The following is a 20,197-nucleotide window of genomic DNA, read 5'->3' as shown; positions in this document are numbered from 1 at the left end:
TTCGGGGTATAATGTTGTTGATAAGTAGATGACGGCGTAGGTTTTAGGTTGCGTGATGAAGGACTAAAGTTTTCTTAAAATCAAAAAGACCCCATGATTTGGAGTCTTTTCGGTCAAAACGTATAAAACTTTTGAGGGTCTTGGTACAGCTACCTATTTATTCGTTAGCTATTTTAATAGCCTCTTTTATTTTAGCTTCTAATTCTTCCATAAGATCAGGATTGTCATTAAGTAGATTCTTAACAGCATCTCTACCTTGACCTAATTTTGTGTCTTGATAGCTAAACCATGAACCACTTTTCTTGATTATCTCATAATCAACGCCGATATCTATAATTTCCCCGTTTTTCGAAATTCCTTCACCATACATGATATCAAATTCAGCTGTTCTAAACGGAGGAGCTACTTTGTTTTTAACCACTTTTACTCTGGTCTTGTTCCCCATCACAGCACTATTGCTATCCTTAATTTGAGTGGATCTTCGAATATCTAAACGTACGGAAGCATAAAACTTTAGTGCATTCCCACCAGTTGTGGTTTCAGGATTTCCAAACATAACCCCAATCTTTTCACGCAATTGATTGATGAATATTACGGTACAATTCGTTTTACTAATCGAACTTGTTAGTTTTCTTAGTGCCTGTGACATTAAACGTGCGTGCAGACCCATCTTAGAATCCCCCATTTCACCTTCAATTTCACTTTTAGGAGTTAAGGCAGCAACCGAGTCAATAACAATAATGTCAATAGCTCCCGATCGAATAAGATTGTCAGCAATTTCTAAAGCTTGCTCCCCATGGTCGGGTTGTGAGATGATTAAATCGTCAATATTCACACCCAGCTTTTCCGCATAAAAACGATCAAATGCGTGTTCTGCATCTATAAATGCAGCGATACCACCTGCTTTTTGGGCCTGTGCAATTGCATGCAATGTAAGTGTTGTTTTACCGGATGATTCGGGTCCGTAGATTTCTACGACTCTGCCTCGTGGGTAGCCACCCACGCCCATGGCGAGATCCAATCCAAGGGATCCTGTTGAAATTACATCTACTTCCTGAACGGCACTATCGCCCATTTTCATTACCGTTCCTTTGCCATATGCCTTATCTAGCTTGTCTAACGTTAGTTTTAGCGCCTTTAATTTAGCATCTTTTTCCGTACTCATTGTGCTGTCTCTCTTTTTATAATGATTATGCTAAGGTACTATAAGTTTTTTGTATGAGGAGTTTAAATTCAGATATATGAAATGCTTTTTATCAACAGAAATATTTTTTTGATAGGTTGACGCAACGATTTTTTAAAAGCTGCATCTAACTGAAAAGCAACATGAACAATTTATGAGGAAGGAGGATGTAAGATGAAATTTCTTAAAAGTGTGGTAACTCATACGCTGGATGGCTGTACAACTACTAAAATCAGTAATTGTATAGTCGAAGGAGGCTAGCTTCGTTATTCTAATATTTTAGTAATAAACTATTAAATAACGAATTAGCCCAAAAAAGCCACGAAACTAATATTTCGTGGCTTTTTTATGCTCTAATTTTATATAAATAAAGGTTCTAAAAAATAAAAACCGGGACACTCGTCAATTTTTGTATTTTTGCATAAATTTTTCTTTAACTTAAAATGAAGGTATAGCATGCAACTGTACAACAAATTAAGCGCAAAAGAAAGAGCAGCCTTAATTGATCAAGCCGGAACTGAGCGGCTTACGCTTTCTTTTTACACCTATGCGCATATTCGGAATACTGAAATTTTCAGGAATCATTTGTTTATTAATTGGGATAAACTGGAAGTACTCGGTCGTATTTATGTGGCTACCGAGGGGGTGAACGCTCAACTTTCTGTGCCCGCGCCCAATTTCGATGCATTCAAAGAACATCTAGACAGTATTAGTTTTTTTGAAAATATCCGACTTAATATCGCTATCGAACATGAGGCAAAATCTTTTCTAAAATTAAAAGTGAAGATTAGGAATAAAATTGTAGCCGATGGTTTAGCAGATGATACCTTTGATGTAACCAATAAGGGTGTTCATGTAGATGCTTTTAAATTTAATGAGCTAATTGAGGACCCTGACACCGTTTTGGTAGATATGCGTAATCATTATGAGAGCGAAATCGGCCACTTTAAAGGTGCTGTCACCCCCGATGTAGATACTTTCAGAGATTCCTTAGATATTATTGAAGAAGATCTTAAAGATCACAAAGAGGATAAGAAGCTGGTGATGTATTGTACTGGCGGAATTCGTTGTGAAAAAGCTAGTGCGTATTATAAGCATAAAGGCTTTAAAAATGTTTTTCAGTTGGAAGGAGGGATCATAGAATATACCCGTCAAGTAAATGAAAAAGGACTTGAAAATAAATTTAAGGGTAAAAACTTTGTATTTGATCATCGTCGTGCAGAAAAAATAACAGAGGATGTGATAGCGAATTGTCATCAGTGCGGTGCAGTTTGTGATACACATGTAAATTGTGCAAACGAAGCATGCCATTTGCTGTTTATACAATGTGAAAAATGTGCAGAAGCGATGGATATATGTTGTTCTACAGCATGTAAAGAGATAAATAGTTTGCCGTACGAGGAACAAAAAGCGTTGCGTAAAGGCAAAGGAAACAGCAATAAAATCTTCAAAAAAGGAAGGTCTGAAGTGCTGAAATATAAGCAGTGATTCTATTTTTTTTAGTATCCTGTGGTCGATTAGATATTTCATAGTATCTTTATCAATTGAGATCATAGAAATTGTAAGAATTTCTATATGAATAAGAACCATATTTGTTGTGATGAGGATCATGGACAAATTTCAATATAGTAGAGCAATATGGGGTGTAGTAGTTGTTCCTCCGGTAAAGACGGACAACCAAAGGGATGTAAGAATAACGGTACATGTGGTACCGATGGTTGCAATAAATTAACAGTTTTTGATTGGTTAGCCAACATGACACTTCCCAGTGGTGTGGCACCTTTTCAAATAGTAGAAGTACGTTTCAAAAACGGTAGGAAAGCTTTTTTCAATAATCAGGAAAATTTAACGCTTAGTATAGGAGATGTCGTTGCGACAGAAGCCTCTCCGGGGCATGATGTTGGTGTAGTAACACTAACTGGAGAACTAGTGCGCGTTCAAATGAAAAAGAAAAAGGTTTCCGTAGATAGCGAAGAAGTTAAAAAAATCTACAGAAAAGCTTCACAAAAAGATATCGATATATGGCAGACGGCGAGAGATCGTGAAGATAGTATGAAGGTCAGAGCTCGTGAGATAGCGATTCGACTCAAGCTGCAAATGAAGATTTCTGACATAGAATTCCAAGGTGATGGATCCAAAGCTACGTTTTATTATACGGCAGAGGATCGTGTAGATTTCAGACAACTGATTAAAGAATTCGCACACGAATTTAGTACGAGGATCGAGATGCGACAAGTCGGGTTTAGACAAGAAGCTGCAAGACTTGGTGGGATTGGTTCCTGTGGGCGAGAATTGTGTTGTTCAACCTGGCTTACGGATTTTAGATCTGTAAACACGAGTGCAGCAAGGTATCAACAGTTATCGCTAAATCCGCAAAAGCTAGCCGGACAATGTGGAAAGCTAAAGTGTTGTTTAAACTACGAACTTGATTCTTATATAGACGCTTTAAAAAGCTTTCCTAAAACTGAGGTAAAACTAAGAACAGAAAAAGGAACGGCTGTTTGTCAAAAAATAGATATTTTTAAGGGTCATTTGTGGTATGCTTACGAAGGCGAATGGATGAATTGGCATAAGATATCTACAGAAGATGCTAATGAGATTATAGAATTAAATAAAAAGGATCAAAAGGTACAAAGTCTAGAAGATTATGCTTTAGAATTACTGGATGATACTAAAAACGATTTTGGAAACGTTGTAGGTCAAGATAGCTTAACAAGATTTGATCAACCCAAGCGAACAAAGAAAAAACGTAAAAGCCGGAATACTAAGCGTAAGCCTAGAGAAGGTTCTACGGCATCCAATAAAAAAGAAACCACCACAGCAAATTCTAATCAAAGAGCCAAAAGAAAGCCGTCTAGAAAAAAAGGTCCAAAACCTGATCAAAAGCGCAATTCTCAATCAAATAAGAATGAAAAATCTTAAGTATATACCATTTTTATTTTTCTTCATTCTAGCATCATGTGATACAGAACAAGTATTTGATGAGTACACAACGGTCAATGGTGCATGGGAACAAGATGAATATATAGAATTTTCAATTCCTCAGCTTGATTCAGTACAGTCGTATGACTTGTTTATTAATGTGCGTAATACGAATGAGTACCCTTTTAGCAATTTGTTTTTGATAGGCCAAATAAAATTTCCGAACGGGAAAGTAGTGTCAGACACCTTAGAATATGAAATGGCTTATCCTGACGGTACTTGGATGGGCACTGGGTTTACTGATCTCAAAGAGAATAAACTGTGGTACAAAGAGAAAGTAAAATTTATTGAAAAAGGGGAATACAAAATTTCCCTGCAACATGCGATGCGAAAGAATGGTGAAATCCATGGGGTACATGCTCTTGAAGGCGTAACCGATGTGGGTTTAAGAATAGAGCATGTAAAAAATCCTTAACATATGGCAAAAGCAACACCTAAATCAAAAAAGACTACCAAAAAACCTGCTTCCAATCCAAATTTAAAATATATAAAGTGGTTTTGGATCACTTTTGCAAGTGGTATCCTGCTTATAGCTATCGTTTTTTTGTTAGCAAGTATGGGTGTTTTTGGTGAAATGCCAAAATTTGCTGAACTTGAGAACCCTCAAAACGATCTAGCAACGCAAATTATTTCGTCAGATGGTAAGCAAATCGGTACTTTTTTCAAGGAAAATCGTACGCCTGTTAAGTACGAGGATTTACCAGAATTTTTAGTTGAAGCGCTTATAGCTACAGAGGATGCTAGGTATTATGAACACTCTGGTATTGATGCAAGGGGTACGCTTAGAGCGCTGTTCTTCTTGGGAACAAAAGGAGGAGCCAGCACCATTTCTCAACAGCTAGCAAAGCAGTTGTTTACAGGTGGATCCCGCAATAAATTTGAGCGCTATACGCAAAAAATACAGGAATGGGTGATTGCTACCAGATTAGAGAGACAGTATACTAAAGATGAAATCATTACTATGTATTTGAATAAGTATGATTTCTTAAATCAAGCCATCGGTATTAGTTCTGCTTCACGAATTTACTTTGGTAAAAATCCAAAAGAATTAGAAATTCAGGAAGCGGCTGTCCTAGTTGGAATGCTCAAAAACTCTTCTCTGTTTAATCCATTGAGAAGACCTGAAATGGTTAGAGAGCGCAGGGATGTAGTTCTGGCTCAAATGGAAAAGTACGACTTTATCACAGCGACCAAAAAAGATAGTTTACAAGCTTTACCACTAAAACTGGACTATTCACCAGAAGGACATTCTGATGGAACGGCAACCTATTTTAGAGAGTATGTGCGTAGTTGGATGGCAGACTGGGTAAAGGCTAATCCAAAAGGCAAAAATGAGGATGGAGAGCAAGAGTTTTTTGATATTTATCGTGATGGTTTGCAGATCAATGTAACTATCGATTCTCGTATGCAGAAGTATGCCGAAGAAGCTACTCAAGAGCATATGGCAAATCTTCAAAAAGAATTTGATAAACAGGAAAAAGAGAATAAGACTTCCCCGTTTCGTGACTTAACGAAACAGGAAGTAAGTTCCATTATAAAAAGAGCTATACGTACTTCTGCAAGAAGGGCTAAAATGAAAGCGCAGGGAAAGAGTGAAGAAGAAATAGTAGCTTCATTTGATAAGAAAACCGAAATGAAAGTTTTTTCTTGGAAAGGAGAAATTGATACTATCATGACACCCAAAGATTCGATTTTGTATTATAAGCAATTCTTGCGAAGCGGGTTGATGTCTATGGAGCCACAAACAGGTCAGGTTAAAGCCTGGGTTGGAGGTATTAACTATAAACATTTTCAATACGATCATGTGTATCAGGGGGCAAGACAAGTTGGTTCCACTTTTAAACCTTTTGTATATGCAACTGCGATTGATCAACTAAAACTATCACCTTGTGATACGCTCCCGGTTTCTCAGATCACTATACCAGTGGGCTCTCACGGCGTGGTAGAGAATGATTGGACGCCCAAAAATAGTGGCGGGGAGTATTCAGGGTATTTAAGCCTTAAAGCGGCCCTTGCAGGATCCGTTAATACTATTTCGGCCCGTTTGATGGATCGTATTGGTCCGGCACCTATAGTTAGGCTTGCCGAAAAAATGGGGATCCAATCTAATATTTTACCCGTTGCCTCTATAGCGTTGGGTTCTGTAGATTTAAAACTATCAGAAATGGTAGGTGCATATAGCACCTTTGCAAATCAGGGAATCTACACCAAGCCCGTAATGATCACAAGTATTGAGGATAAAAACGGAACAGTACTGTACCAGTTTGTTCCAGAAACTAAAGACGTTATCAGTAAGGAAGCTGCATATGTAACTGTTAATCTTATGGAAGGTGTTACGCAGTCCGGATCCGGTGTGCGTTTGCGAACAAAATCAAGGACACGGTATGATTATAAAAACGTAGTAACCGGATATCCTTATGAATTTACAAATCCAATAGCAGGTAAGACAGGAACTACGCAAAACCAGAGTGATGGTTGGTTTATGGGAATGGTTCCTAACCTATGTACAGGTGTTTGGGTAGGTGGAGATGATCGTGCTACCCATTTTGAAACAGTAACATTCGGACAGGGTGCTACGATGGCATTGCCTATCTGGGGATTGTTTATGAAAAAATGCTATGCCGATAAAACGTTAAATGTGTCTACAGAGGCTTTTGAAAGACCTGAAAACCTCTCTATCGCAGTGGATTGTGAAGCATATAAATCTAGTCAAAAGCAGGAAGAAGCGTTAGAAGATGAATTTGGATTTTAGTCTCATGTAAAGAGGGCTTAATCAATAGATAAAGTTGTGCATATCGTTTTAATTTTAGTACTTTTAAAGTGCAAAAATTAAAACGATATGATTCAAAAAACGGTAGACAATGTTTCTGATGCTTTATCAGGCGTTACCGATACTATGACACTAATGTTGGGGGGGTTCGGACTCTGCGGAATCCCGGAAAACGCAATCAAAGAATTGGTCAGACTCAACATTAAGGAGTTAACCTGTATTTCTAATAATGCAGGGGTTGATGATTTTGGTCTCGGATTATTACTCCAAAAAAAGCAAATCAAAAAAATGATCTCCTCTTATGTTGGAGAGAATGAGGAGTTTGAGAGACAAATGTTGAGCGGCGAACTTGATGTAGAGCTTATACCGCAAGGCACATTGGCAGAGCGTTGTCGTGCTGCTCAAGGTGGTTTCCCTGCGTTTTATACACCTGCGGGTTATGGAACCGAGGTGGCCGATGGAAAAGAAACCCGGGAATTTAATGGAAAGATGTATATTCTTGAAGAAGCATTCAAAGCTGATTTTGCTTTCGTTAAAGCATGGAAAGGAGACGAAGCCGGAAATTTAATTTTTAAAGGAACGGCTCGTAATTTTAATCCGTGCATGTGCGGAGCGGCTAAGATTACGGTTGCTGAGGTGGAAGAGTTGGTTCCTGCCGGGGAATTGGATCCAAATGCAATTCACATTCCGGGGATTTTTGTGCAACGTATTTTTCAGGGAGAGCGTTACGAAAAGAGAATAGAACAAAGAACAGTTCGAAAAAGATAATATATTAAATAAGTATTCTCAATATAATTACACATATTGAGTATGTCAACATAAATCACACAAATTATGGCAGTATTACGACTAGGAGATGAGGCTCCGAATTTTACAGCAAACACAACAGAAGGAGAAATTAATTTTCACGAATGGTTGGGAGATAGTTGGGGAATTTTATTTTCTCATCCCGCCGATTATACCCCAGTTTGTACTACAGAGCTTGGCACAGTGGCCAAATATGCTCAAGACTTTAAGAAAAGGAATGTAAAGGTAGTTGCATTGAGTGTTGATGGTATTGAATCTCATCATGGTTGGATTAAAGATATCAACGACACACAACACACAGAAGTTAATTTTCCGATAATTGCAGATGAGAATAAAGAAGTATCAACTTTATACGATATGATTCACCCAAAGGCTGACGACATGCTAACTGTGCGTTCTGTTTTTGTCATTGGACCGGATAAAAAGATTAAATTAACAATAACATATCCTGCATCTACAGGGCGTAATTTTGATGAGCTATTGAGGGTTATTGATTCACTTCAATTAACAGCGAACTATAAAGTGGCGACCCCTGCAAACTGGAATCATGGTGAAGACTGTGTGATTTCTCCAGCTGTCACCAATGAAGAAATTCCTACATTGTTTCCTAAAGGACATACAGAAATTCGTTCTTATTTGCGAATGACCCCTCATCCAGATGAGAAGTAGAACTAAGGTTTATTGATTCAAAGCATTATTTTAAAAGCATACACATGTTAGATAAAAACGGAATAGCAAAGCGAATTGCCAAAGAATTACAAGATGGGTACTATGTCAATTTAGGTATTGGTATACCTACCTTGGTTGCAAATTATGTGCCTGAAGGGATAGGTGTTGAGTTTCAAAGTGAAAACGGAGTTTTAGGAATGGGTCCATTTCCTTTTGAAGGGGAAGAGGATGCGGATATTATTAACGCAGGTAAGCAAACAATTACTACCCTGCCAGGAGCATCTTTTTTTGATTCTGCAACCAGTTTTGGGATGATCAGGGGTCAACATGTAGATTTAACGATTTTGGGAGCGATGGAAGTTTCTGAGACCGGGGATATTGCCAACTGGAAAATTCCCGGTAAGATGGTTAAAGGTATGGGTGGTGCGATGGATCTCGTAGCAAGTGCCGAGAATATTATTGTCGCTATGATGCATACCAACCGTGCCGGGGAATCTAAACTTTTGAAAACATGTAGTTTGCCGCTTACAGGCGTAAGATGTGTTAAACGAATAGTTACTAATCTTGCATTACTAGAAGTTACAGAAAATGGTTTTAAATTACTAGAGCGTGCACCTGGGGTCACAGTAGGAGAAATTGAGGATGCGACAGAAGGAAATTTAATAATTGAAGGGGAAATACCAGAAATGAATATATAACGACAATTATTTATAAAATATAAGGGCCAGAATATTTGTAGGAATATTCTGGCCCTTATAGTAGTTACAGACATTACTTGAAGGTTTACTTCAACCGCTATTCGGATATTTTAGGGATAAATGTTAAAGTTTTGTGTTTTTTGTCGAATATAATTGTCTTTGAACGTGGGATTTTACTTTTTTTTGCATCTTAGTAATCCAAAAATAGGAAAACCAATTTTTTAAAAAAAGTAAAGAAGTTTAACCACGTTATTTTAACCGACATGAAAAATAAATTTAACCGTATACAGCAATCCGTAAAACCTACTATCGAATTGATTTCAAACTGTATGTATTTAGCAAAAAAGGTTTTTTTATTAATGTAATTTTTGTTGTTAATTAGTTGCATCTACCCCAAGTTGCAATAAGATAAACCTGTTGTCTTTTAAGAACAACAGGTTTTTTTTATGTTTTTATATTCCTTTAGGGATTGCGTTAATTAACTTTTTGGTGTATTCCTTGGTTGGGTTCTGATAGATTGCATCAGCATCACCTATTTCTTCAACCTGACCGTTATTCATGACCACCAGCTGATCAGACATATATTTTACTACTGCTAAATCGTGAGATATAAAAATATAAGAAAACCCGAAGTTATCTTTCAATTCATTTAATAAGTTGAGCACCTGTGCTTGGACAGATATATCTAAAGCGCTTACAGATTCATCGCAAATAATAAGTTTTGGAGACAAAGCAATTGTTCTAGCTATTCCAATACGTTGTCGCTGCCCACCACTAAACTCATGTGGATAGCGATCAAAGTGACTAGCGTCCAGACCGACACGCTCTAATAGCTCCAACGTTTTTATTTTACGCTGTGTAGCGTTTTCGTATAGATTGTGTGCCTTCATAGGCTCTATGATTGCTTCACCAATTGTAAGTCTCGGATTCAAGGAGGCAAACGGATCCTGAAAAATTAACTGAATTTCTCTTCGCAAGAGTCTCAATTCACTAGATGAAAGCTTTGTAATGTCTTTACCCTTGTAAAAAATCTCACCCGCATCAGCACGATGAAGTTGTAGAATGGTGTTTCCTAAAGTTGATTTTCCGCAACCGGATTCTCCAACTAATCCAAGTGTTTCTCCTTCATATAAAGAAAAGCTAACCTTATTGACAGCTTTTACCACCTTCTTTTGAAACCAACCATCATTAGATGTAAACCACTTTTCTAATGCAATCACTTCTAACAACGGAGGTTGAGCATACAAATTTGCATGACGCTCCTTGCGTGCTGCTGTCGAGACAATGTCGGTGGTATAAGTGGATTTTTTTAGATAATCTTTTATAGTCGGCAGTTTTTTAAGTCGCTGGTCTAGAGAAGGTCGGGCGTATAGCAACGCACGAGTATATTCCTCTTTAGGGTTTTTGAAAACCTCTTGAACAGATCCATACTCTATCATTTTACCTTGATACATTACTAAGACAGTATCCACAATTTCTGAAACTAAAGCAAGATCATGAGAGATAAAAAGGATACTCATTTGGTACTCTAACTGTAAGCTTTTGAGTAACTCAATTATTTCTTTTTGTACTGTAACATCTAATGCGGTGGTGGGTTCGTCTGCGATTAGTAACTTAGGTTTGCACGCAATCGCAATAGCGATAACAACACGTTGTTTTTGTCCGCCGCTTAATTCATGTGGATAAGCCGTATAGGCTCTATCGGGATCAGGAAGCTGTACTTTTTTAAATAGGGATAGTACCTCCTTTTTTATTTCTTTTGGTGTCAGTTCGGTGTGCCTTTGTAATATTTCAGCCACCTGCTTTCCACATCGCATAGAAGGATTCAACGAGCTCATGGGCTCCTGAAAGATCATGGCAATTTCATTTCCTCTAATATCGCTCAATTGTTTACTTGACAATTGTGTAAGCGCGACTCCGTTAAATAAAATCTCACCGGAAGCGGTGGCGTTTTTGGGCAGTAATCCTAAAACGGCAAGAGAGGTGATGGATTTTCCACTACCAGATTCTCCTACGACACCAAGAATTTCATTACGTTTAATGGTAAATGAAAGATCTTCGATAACGCGACGTTGCGTGTTATCTACCGCAAAAGCTATAGAAAGATTTTTTACACTAAGAAGATTAGGTGAACTCATAAGATAAATGCTTCTGTAAAGTTAGTAATTTCTATAAGATCGTGATTTAATTAATTGGTTAATTTGGTGTGATAATTGCTATATTTAGGCATTAACTCTCTGTATGAAGCTACTTAAACTTTCTTTGCGTACCCGTATTTTTGTCTCTATGACTTTACTGGTTCTAATTGCTTCTATCCTAATTGCCGCGGTAACGATCTACCAATATAAAGAAGAAGCCGAGGATTATCACAAGGACCGATTGGAAAGAAAAGAAGAACGTATCAAAATCGCGATTGATAATGCATTACGCAGCACAACGTTTCCGGTAAACGAAGAGAATGTTACCTCCATCTTTAGAGAGAGGGATCGAATTTATCAGATTTCTGAGGAGCATGGGATGCCGATTAATATTTATGATTTATCCGGGGATTTACTGATACGCTCTGAAGCAACATTCATAGAGGATACCCTAACAAAACAATTAAGCACGACTATTATTGACACGTTGGCTTCGCTATATGACAAACGCTTCTTAATCAAATCCGAAAAAAAGGGAGAGAAATTTAGATCTTCCTACACCTATATTTCCGATAGTAGAGCGAAACCTTTGGCTATTTTAAATTTACCGTATCTGGAGGATGATGATTTACTTTCTAAAGAGCTATTCGAATTCCTAAAGCGTCTTGGAGAGGTGTATGTTTTTATGCTTTTTATCGCTATTGCGATCGCTTATTTTTTATCAAATTATATTACCAGATCCTTAAAAACGATTTCAGATACTATTGATCAAACACGCTTGGATAAACGCAATAAACGAATTGCCATTGGCAATGCCAGTGCTGAAATCTATTCGTTGGTTGATGCCTACAATAGTATGATTGATGAATTGGAAGAAAGTGCTGTCAAACTGGCCAAAAATGAACGCGAAGCGGCTTGGCGAGAGATGGCAAAACAGGTGGCTCATGAGATTAAGAATCCGCTAACCCCTATGCGTCTTACGGTACAGAGTTTTGATCGTAAATTCGACCCTGCAGATCCGGATATCCGTCAAAAAGTTCAGGAGTACAGCAAAACGTTGATACAACAAATAGACACGATGAGCTCGATTGCATCAGCATTTTCAAATTTTGCTCAAATGCCTGCTCAAAAAAGCGAAATGCTTGATGTAGTTAAGATTACAAGATTGGCGTTAGATATTTTTAATGAAGATTATATCGTTTTTCCTTCAGAGGAAGAAGAAATCGTGGCTAAGTTTGATCGTACGCAACTTATTCGTGTAGTTACAAACTTGGTTAAAAATGCAATTCAGGCGATACCACATGATCGCACCCCAAAGATAATGGTAAACGTTTATACCGAAGAAGAAAAGGTGGTTATAACCGTTTCTGATAATGGTATAGGTATCTCAGAGGAAAATATCACAAAAATCTTCGAACCAAAATTTACTACAAAAACCAGTGGTATGGGACTGGGATTAGGAATGGTCAAAAATATTGTGGAAACCTATAAAGGAAGTATTACCTTTACATCGCAGGAGCATAGAGGGACCGTTTTTATCGTAAAGTTCCCTCGAGAATAGCCACAAATATTTGTAGCTTTACTGTAATAAATCTAAGATAAATATCAGGAACGATACACCATTCGTTTTTAATAAATTAATAGTAGTATGTACACAAACATCTCCGTAGAACATCAAAATAATCTAGGAAGGATCACCATTAATCGTCCTTCAAAATTAAATGCGCTTAACAAGGACACTATCCAAGAGCTTCACGACGCTTTCAAATCCTTTGATGAGAATCTCGAAGTCAAAGTGATTATTGTCACAGGAAGTGGTGAAAAAGCTTTTGTAGCAGGAGCTGATATAAAGGAGTTTGCTGATTTTTCTGTTGCAGATGGTGGTAAATTAGCAAAAAAAGGGCAAGAATTACTTTTTGACTTTGTAGCTAATTTGGGAACACCGGTTATTGCTGCCATTAATGGCTTTGCCTTAGGCGGCGGGTTAGAGTTGGCAATGGCTGCTCATTTTAGAGTAGCGAGTGATACAGCAAAGATGGGTCTGCCGGAAGTTTCTTTAGGTGTTATTCCGGGTTACGGAGGAACACAACGTTTACCGCAATTAGTGGGAAAAGGGAGAGCTATGGAAATGATTATGACCGCAGGTATGATCGATGCGAATCAAGCGCTTCAATATGGTTTAGTAAATCATGTAACCACACAGGAGGATTTGCTGCCGTTGGCGGAAAAAATTGCTTCAAGGATCATGAGAAATTCTACCGTTGCTATACGCGCAGCCATAAAAGCTGTGAATGCCAGTTATGAGGATGGTATTAATGGATTTGATATAGAGGTTGAAGCTTTTGGCAGCTGTTTTGGTACCGAAGATTTTAAAGAAGGAACTACTGCATTTTTAGAAAAAAGAAAAGCAGATTTCCCGGGAAAATAAAATAATAATCTTTTCATCACGGTGCGTTATATAGGACTGTGATGAAAGGGTTTATCGATAAAAATTCATTTCATCAATATAGTTCCAAACAGTAGGGGGCAGCAGAGGCTGAATGTTTCTACCTTCGGCGATCGCCTTTCTGATAAATGTTGATGAAACCTGCATAATAGGTGCTGCAATACGGTGAATTTTTGGATGATCTTTAAATTGATTATCTACCCTGCCTTCAGCGATTCTTGGATACACATACATGTTATGATGTTCTAAAATAGTTTCATAGTTTTTCCATTTATGAAAACTCTTCAAGTTGTCTTCGCCCATGATTAAGCTAAACGAATAGTCCGGATATTTCTCCAATAGATGGGCCAAGGTATTTACCGTATAATTAGGTTGAGGTAATTTGAACTCAATATCGCTTGGCTTAAGTTTGTCATAACCTTCGGTAGCTTGAAATACCATTTCTAACCTATGGTGATTGTCTAATAAGGAGGTTTTCTTTTTAAACGGATTATGTGGAGTAACTACTAACCAGATTTCGTCTAAATCGGAATATTCTGCCATATGATTTGCAATTGCCAAATGCCCGATATGAATAGGGTTAAACGTGCCAAAATACAGTCCGATCTTTTTTTTCATATGTTTAAAGATACTCGAGTTTTAAAAACTATCCTAAGAGAAATTTTTTAACTAATTGATAGACTTCAGCTTTTGCTTTTACCAAATCATCGTTAGTGATAATGGCATCAAACTGCGGAGCAGTTGCTAATTCTGTAGAAGCTTTGGCTACTCGCATATTAATTTTGTCCTCGGACTCTGTTTTACGCTTTTTGAGACGAATTTTTAGCTCTTCAATACTCGGAGGCTTTACAAAAATAGCTAATGTTCTATCCGGGTAGATTCTTTTAATATCGAGTCCGCCAACAACATCGATATCAAAAATAACATGTTTTCCACTATCCCATAATCGCTGAACTTCAGATTTAAGCGTTCCATAAAAACTATCTCGATACACTTCTTCCCATTCTAAGAAGTCTTCGGCTTTAATTTTATCTTTGAATTCACGCAGAGAGAGAAAATAGTAGTCCTTTCCATGAATCTCAGCACCACGTGGTTCCCTAGAGGCAGCAGAGATCGAGAAACCTAATTTAAGCTCTTCTTGAGCTAATAAATATTTGACTAAAGTGGTTTTACCACTACCAGAGGGTGCTGAAAGAACGATTAGCTTTCCTTCCATTGAAATATATTTTTAAAGTTTGATCGTTGGGATCTGTAATTTTGAGCTATTTGACTTAAAGAACATTCAGTAATTGTTCTTTGATTTTTTCTAGCTCATCTTTCATCTGAACTACCAGTTGTTGCATCGGAGCATAGTTGGATTTGCTGCCAATAGTATTAATTTCTCTGCCAATTTCCTGCGTAATAAAGCCTAGTTTTTTACCATTCGAATCATCAGAATTTAAAGTAGATGTAAAATATTCTAAATGATTGTTCAGACGAACTTTCTCTTCGGTGATATCGAATTTTTCAATGTAGTACACCAATTCTTGCTCAAAACGATTTTCATCCACCGCTTCTTTCAAATCAGCGATACCTTTGCGCAGGCGCTCTCGTACGGCATCAATACGTTCGGGATCGATCGCAATGACTTTTTCAAGAAGCTCAGCTATTTTTTCTATCCGTTTAACAAAATCCTCTTCCAATACTTTCCCTTCATCTTCTCTGTATTTTTCAATCTCTACAAGTGCGGTAGCTAAAGCATCTGTGATTGCTTTGTACTCTGTTTCATCGATTTCTTCACGCTCAACTTTTAAAGCATCCGGCATTCTAACAGCCATTTTCATCAATTCCATATCAGCACCGCTATGAATAGCGCGAAGTTGTTCCATGTAATTTTTAACTACCGCAGCATTTACCTGAGTAGAAGTTTCTTCGGCTGTTACCTCTACATAAAGCCCAAAATCAACTTTACCACGCTGCAAGGTTTTAGCGATCGTATTACGCATTGCTAATTCTTTTTCTCTGTATTGAGAAGGTATTCTTGCATTAAGATCCAGGTTTTTACTGTTTAAAGATTTAACCTCGATGGTAATTTTTTTTGTAGGTAATTGCAGGACTGCTTTACCAAAGCCTGTCATTGATTTAATCATAAGATTTTGCTAAAAGTTGCACGAAGATAAGGAAAACTCACGAAGTACCACGAATTACAGGAGTTTAAGCCCCGTTTTAACAAATGTCTATATACTAAACCTTCAAATACATGGTATGCTTATCAACATACCCGCTAGATTCGTTAAAAAATTCTGGAATAGTTCCACATTTCGTAAAACCTAGCTTAGTATATAGTGCAATACCTGAAAAATTAGAACTGTATACATCCAGCCAAAGAATTTTGAGTATTGAGTTTGTTTTTGCCCAATGGATTGTTTGTTGTAATAAGGCTGTTCCTATGCCTTTGTTATGGTGAGCGGTATGCACACCCATTCCGACAACTGCAGTATGCTGTAATTTTTGGCGTTGGTTACCGGTTATATCAATATTTCCCACCAGTTGATCACCACTATAAGCCAATAACAATAAACTGTTTGCTTGTTTTTGATATCGCAGAATTAATTCAGCTTCCGCTTGACGGTCATTGGTGTATTCCTCCACGTACAGCGGAATTGTTTGCGAAGTGCGCAGGTAGTTCATTTTTAATGCCAACAGTGCTGTTACGTCACTTGATAGGGCTTCACGAATATGTAGTGAGGGTAATGTCTTGCCGAAAAGATTACGCTTCGGGATTTTTTTCTCGAATGCGTTTGTATATTTTAATTCCCAACATCAACATGATGGCTAATAAAAATATACCGATGACTCCGTATACCCAATTTACAGCATCCCGTACAATCACGAGAAAAATTACCGAAAAAAGAATCAAGGTTGAACCTTCGTTCCATAACCGCATTTGGTTCGAACTCCATTTTACAATATCCTGTTGTAGTTGCTTGTAGAGGTGATGACATTTTAGATGGTACCCAATCAACAAAACTACAAATCCCAACTTGACATGCATCCATGGTGCCTGTAACCAACCCGGCATAAGAACAAGTAGCCAAATGGCAAATCCGGTGGCCAAAATTGCGGAGGGCCAGCTGATTATAAACCAAAGACGCTTTGTCATTAACTTGAACTGGCTTGTTAATATTGTCCGTTCAGGCTCAGATTTTTGATACGCTTCTATTTGATAAACAAATAATCTGGGAATATAAAATAACCCTGCAAACCATGTGATCACAAAGATAAGGTGCAGGGATTTTATGTAATTATAGTATTCTAACATTTGGCTTGATACGCTAGATTGATATTATTGACTTACCGATAGATACTTAAGCTGCAACGTATTGAAAGCTTTATTAAAACTTTCAATTTCTTTTTCTATTAAAGCATCGAATGTTGTCAACTGCGCTTCTATTTTTTCAGTTAATTCATTTTTTACTGCCACGTCTTGAGCCGTAGGACCAAAGTCTCCCATGCCGACCAATGCATTAAGATGGCCTAATTTGTTGGTAAGTTTTATGGGAAAATTCAGAGGATCTTGTCCACTCTTGTTCTTTGTCTGGTACAAAGCTTTTTCTATCGCTGAAAACTTTTTCTGAAGCTCAGCAGCTTTTTCAACAAGTTCCTTGGTCTTTGTATCATTTTTATACTGTTTCTCAAAGGCACTTAGTTTTTTATTAATTTTCTGGATGTTTTCGATAGAGGAATGCGCACGATGAATTGTTTTATTCACATCTGTTATAAAACTATATTGTGCTTGCATTGCTTCCGGTGTCGCCTCGGTCCTTGGATCAGCAATAATAGAGAATTCTGATGATTCTTCGGTCTTACCGTTTCTATTCAATGTTACATTATAGGTACCGGGAACTGCCTTAGGTCCATCCAGATTTGCCCACCATAAGATCATGCCGTCTAATTTTTTAGCGCCTTTACCACGGGTATTCCATGAATAGGTGTTGAGTCCTGCTGACAGGTTTAATTGATCTTTTTTCTCTTTTGCGTGATTTGAAAAAGTGGCGAGTGTATCTTTATTCTTGTTAAAATAAGTAAGTGAAATGGTGTCTTTTTTAGCATCATAGGTATCCAAATAAAAATAAGTAAGCACGCCAGAAGGATGATTCATTCCTTCGGTTTTTGACCCTTCTTTTGAACGGCCCTCCATACGAATTGTTTGCTTAGGTTGATAGAGATGTATAGACTTCTCCTGAATATCAGAAGTGAGTTGGTGTAAAAGCGTAAGATCATCGAGAATCCACAGACTTCGACCCTGAGTGGCAACGATCAAATTATTATTTTTGATAGTCAAGTCGGTAATAGGTACAATAGGAAGATTCAATTGAAAAGGTTTCCATAGTTTTCCGTTATTAAAAGAGATGTACATACCGGTTTCTGTACCAGCGTATAATAATCCCTTACGTTTAGGATCTTCTCGTAGCACACGTGTAAAATGTTCTGGAGCGATACCTTCAACAATTTTGATCCAATTTTGACCAAAATCTGTGGTTTTGTATAGGTAGGGCGCAAAATCTCCTGATTTATAACGGGTACCTGCAATATAACAAGTCCCTTCATCAAATGCGCTAGGTTCTATACTGTTAATCATTGTCCATTCGGGCAATCCCTTCGGTGTCACATTTTTCCAGTTTTTACCGCCATCTTTACTCACATGAATTAATCCATCGTCACTCCCTGTCCATAATAAACCTTCTTTCAACGGGCTTTCGGCAGCGGCAAAGATTGTACAATAATATTCAACCGATGTATTATCTTGTGTAATCGGACCACCGGAAGATTTTAATTTTGTTGGATCATTACGCGTGAGATCCGGACTTAGTACCTCCCAGCTCTGTCCTTCATTTTCGGTTACATGTACATGATTAGAAAAGGTATATAATTTTTTAGGATTATGTTTAGAAAACAGAATAGGGAAATTCCATTGGAAACGATATTTCATGTCCTCGGCACCATGTCCCATCGGATTATCCGGCCACACACTCACCGATCGTACAGACCCGGTTTTGTGATTGACGCGGGTAAGAAAACCATCATAACTACCTCCATAGACAATATCATTGTTTGTAGGATCCACTGCGATATGAGCAGATTCGCCACCTGCTGTTTCTTCCCAGTCATCTTCGGTGATTGCATTCCCGCTACTGCGATGGTTGATGCGTATTGTTGAATTGTCCTGTTGAGCAGCATAAATACGATATGGAAAATGATTATCGGTGGTAACTCTGTAAAATTGTGCTGTAGGTTGATTATGGTAAGTGCTCCAGGTTTCTCCGCCGTCATATGTAACTTGTGCACCCCCATCATCCCCTATAATCATGCGTTTCGGGTTTTCTGGAGCAATCCATAGATCATGATGATCTCCATGTGGCGCTCGGTAGCTACTAAAATTTTTACCTCCGTCTTTACTCTTATGATAGGAAACATTAACTACGTACACTATATCCTTGTCAGCCGGATCAGCATAGATTCTGGTATAATACCAAGCCCGTTGTCGTAAACTTCGGTCGCTGTTTATAAGACTCCAAGTAGTACCTCCATCATCACTGCGATAAACGCCACCTTTTTCTTTGTTTTCAACAATAGCCCAAACACGTTCGCTATCAACAGGGGATACTGTGACTCCGATAATACCTAAGGTATCTTTGGCAAATCCTTTATTTTTGGATAGATCGTTCCATGTTTTTCCGCTGTCTGTACTTTTCCACAAGGTAGAACCCTCACCACCAGAACTTAAACTGTAAGGTGTACGTCTGGCGTTCCAGGTAGAGGCATAGAGTATTCGTGGGTTATTGGGATCCAGAATTAAATCTACAGCACCTGCATCTTCATTGGCAAAAAGGACTTTTTTCCAATTTTCACCTCCATCGGTACTTTTATAAACTCCGCGTTCCTCGGTAGCCTTGTATATATTCCCTAAAACGGCAGCATACACTATGTCAGGATTTGTAGGATGTACACTGATTCTGGGAATATGTCTGCTTTTAGGCAGGCCTGATTTTTTCCATGTTTTGCCGGCATCTACACTTTTCCAAACTCCGTATCCTGAAGAGACATTACCACGTAAGGTTTTTTCTCCACCCCCCACGTAGATGACATTAGGATCACTTTTTGCTACTGTGATGGCACCTATAGAACCTCCAAAATAACCATCCGAAATATTTTCCCAAGTACGACCGCCATCTGTGGTTTTCCAAACACCACCGCCGGTAGCACCAAAATAGAAAAGATTTGGTTTGCCCGGCACTCCGGTTACAGCGGCACTTCTTCCTCCTCTGAAAGGTCCAATAAGCCTGTAGTCAAGACCTTCATAATATTTAGGGTCAATGTCTTGAGAGTGACTGGTATGAATAAAAATCAGTGCACAAAAAAGAAGGCAGATAGTTTTTAAAACATGTGAAAACATAAAATAAAAGTATTGTAGATCTCGAGGAGATGTCTATTAATTATAAATTCTTAGCTAAAAGTAAGGAT

At 38.0% G+C, this 20,197-nt stretch carries 17 protein-coding genes; 9 read left to right on the top strand and 8 right to left on the bottom strand.

Annotated features, from left to right (window positions below; all coding sequences use genetic code 11):
• Positions 1-157: 157 nt before the first annotated feature.
• On the bottom strand, positions 158-1,165 hold the full coding sequence (gene recA, locus ACJRPK_RS01540; RefSeq protein WP_407138117.1) for a recombinase RecA: 1,008 nt from the start codon (positions 1,163-1,165) through the stop codon (positions 158-160).
• Between the two features lie 474 nt (positions 1,166-1,639).
• Here recA and ACJRPK_RS01535 point away from each other — a divergent pair, with 474 nt between their 5' ends.
• The 7 genes from ACJRPK_RS01535 (at position 1,640) to ACJRPK_RS01505 (ending at position 9,109) form a co-directional block, all read left to right on the top strand.
• Entirely contained in the window at positions 1,640-2,671 is a 1,032-nt protein-coding gene (locus tag ACJRPK_RS01535; protein WP_407138116.1) for a rhodanese-related sulfurtransferase, read from the top strand.
• Positions 2,672-2,821: 150 nt separating this feature from the next.
• Complete coding sequence (locus ACJRPK_RS01530; protein ID WP_407138115.1) at positions 2,822-4,105, top strand: stage 0 sporulation family protein; 1,284 nt, start codon at positions 2,822-2,824, stop codon at positions 4,103-4,105.
• Positions 4,092-4,580: a gliding motility lipoprotein GldH gene (locus tag ACJRPK_RS01525; RefSeq protein WP_148781851.1), complete on the top strand. Its 489-nt coding sequence runs from the start codon at positions 4,092-4,094 to the stop codon at positions 4,578-4,580. Before ACJRPK_RS01530 ends, ACJRPK_RS01525 begins: the two co-directional genes overlap by 14 nt.
• A 3-nt stretch (positions 4,581-4,583) precedes the next feature.
• Positions 4,584-6,917, top strand: coding sequence for a penicillin-binding protein 1A (locus ACJRPK_RS01520; protein WP_407138114.1), 2,334 nt, complete (start codon positions 4,584-4,586; stop codon positions 6,915-6,917).
• 87 nt (positions 6,918-7,004) lie between these two features.
• Positions 7,005-7,703, top strand: a complete 699-nt coding sequence (locus tag ACJRPK_RS01515; protein WP_407138113.1) for a CoA transferase subunit A — start codon at positions 7,005-7,007, stop codon at positions 7,701-7,703.
• 66 nt (positions 7,704-7,769) lie between these two features.
• Complete coding sequence (locus ACJRPK_RS01510; RefSeq protein ID WP_407138112.1) at positions 7,770-8,411, top strand: peroxiredoxin; 642 nt, start codon at positions 7,770-7,772, stop codon at positions 8,409-8,411.
• A 44-nt stretch (positions 8,412-8,455) separates the two neighbouring features.
• Positions 8,456-9,109 (top strand): CoA transferase subunit B, encoded by a 654-nt coding sequence (locus tag ACJRPK_RS01505; RefSeq protein ID WP_407138111.1) that lies wholly within the window; start codon positions 8,456-8,458, stop codon positions 9,107-9,109.
• Positions 9,110-9,561: 452 nt separating this feature from the next.
• On the opposite strand, the gene ACJRPK_RS01500 is transcribed toward ACJRPK_RS01505, so the two are convergent.
• Entirely contained in the window at positions 9,562-11,247 is a 1,686-nt protein-coding gene (locus ACJRPK_RS01500; protein WP_407138110.1) for an ABC transporter ATP-binding protein, read from the bottom strand.
• 103 nt (positions 11,248-11,350) lie between these two features.
• On the opposite strand from ACJRPK_RS01500, the gene ACJRPK_RS01495 reads away from it, so the two are divergent.
• Complete coding sequence (locus ACJRPK_RS01495) at positions 11,351-12,808, top strand: PAS domain-containing sensor histidine kinase (RefSeq protein WP_148781846.1); 1,458 nt, start codon at positions 11,351-11,353, stop codon at positions 12,806-12,808.
• Between the two features lie 87 nt (positions 12,809-12,895).
• Positions 12,896-13,675 carry an enoyl-CoA hydratase/isomerase family protein gene (locus tag ACJRPK_RS01490; RefSeq protein ID WP_407138109.1) on the top strand — a complete coding sequence of 260 codons (780 nt, stop codon included), beginning with the start codon at positions 12,896-12,898 and terminating at the stop codon, positions 13,673-13,675.
• 51 nt (positions 13,676-13,726) lie between these two features.
• Here the strand turns inward: ACJRPK_RS01490 and nadD are convergent, their stop codons facing one another.
• The 6 genes from nadD to ACJRPK_RS01460 all read right to left on the bottom strand — a co-directional run bounded on the left by nadD (position 13,727) and on the right by ACJRPK_RS01460 (position 20,129).
• On the bottom strand, positions 13,727-14,311 hold the full coding sequence (gene nadD / locus ACJRPK_RS01485; RefSeq protein WP_407138108.1) for a nicotinate (nicotinamide) nucleotide adenylyltransferase: 585 nt from the start codon (positions 14,309-14,311) through the stop codon (positions 13,727-13,729).
• A 28-nt stretch (positions 14,312-14,339) separates the two neighbouring features.
• Positions 14,340-14,909, bottom strand: coding sequence for a guanylate kinase (gene gmk / locus ACJRPK_RS01480; RefSeq protein ID WP_407138107.1), 570 nt, complete (start codon positions 14,907-14,909; stop codon positions 14,340-14,342).
• 55 nt (positions 14,910-14,964) lie between these two features.
• On the bottom strand, positions 14,965-15,822 hold the full coding sequence (locus ACJRPK_RS01475; protein WP_407138106.1) for a YicC/YloC family endoribonuclease: 858 nt from the start codon (positions 15,820-15,822) through the stop codon (positions 14,965-14,967).
• A gap of 94 nt (positions 15,823-15,916) precedes the next feature.
• Positions 15,917-16,411 (bottom strand): GNAT family N-acetyltransferase, encoded by a 495-nt coding sequence (locus ACJRPK_RS01470; RefSeq protein ID WP_407138799.1) that lies wholly within the window; start codon positions 16,409-16,411, stop codon positions 15,917-15,919.
• A 31-nt stretch (positions 16,412-16,442) separates the two neighbouring features.
• Positions 16,443-16,994: a CopD family protein gene (locus ACJRPK_RS01465; protein ID WP_407138105.1), complete on the bottom strand. Its 552-nt coding sequence runs from the start codon at positions 16,992-16,994 to the stop codon at positions 16,443-16,445.
• 24 nt (positions 16,995-17,018) lie between these two features.
• Entirely contained in the window at positions 17,019-20,129 is a 3,111-nt protein-coding gene (locus ACJRPK_RS01460) for a VPS10 domain-containing protein (protein WP_407138104.1), read from the bottom strand.
• Positions 20,130-20,197 lie beyond the last annotated feature (68 nt).

The sequence above is a fragment of the Aquimarina sp. 2-A2 genome (genome assembly GCF_045505135.1).
Classification (GTDB): domain Bacteria; phylum Bacteroidota; class Bacteroidia; order Flavobacteriales; family Flavobacteriaceae; genus Aquimarina; species Aquimarina intermedia.
Note: the sequence above shows the minus strand (reverse complement) of the source record. Positions and strands in the feature narration are given on the sequence as shown.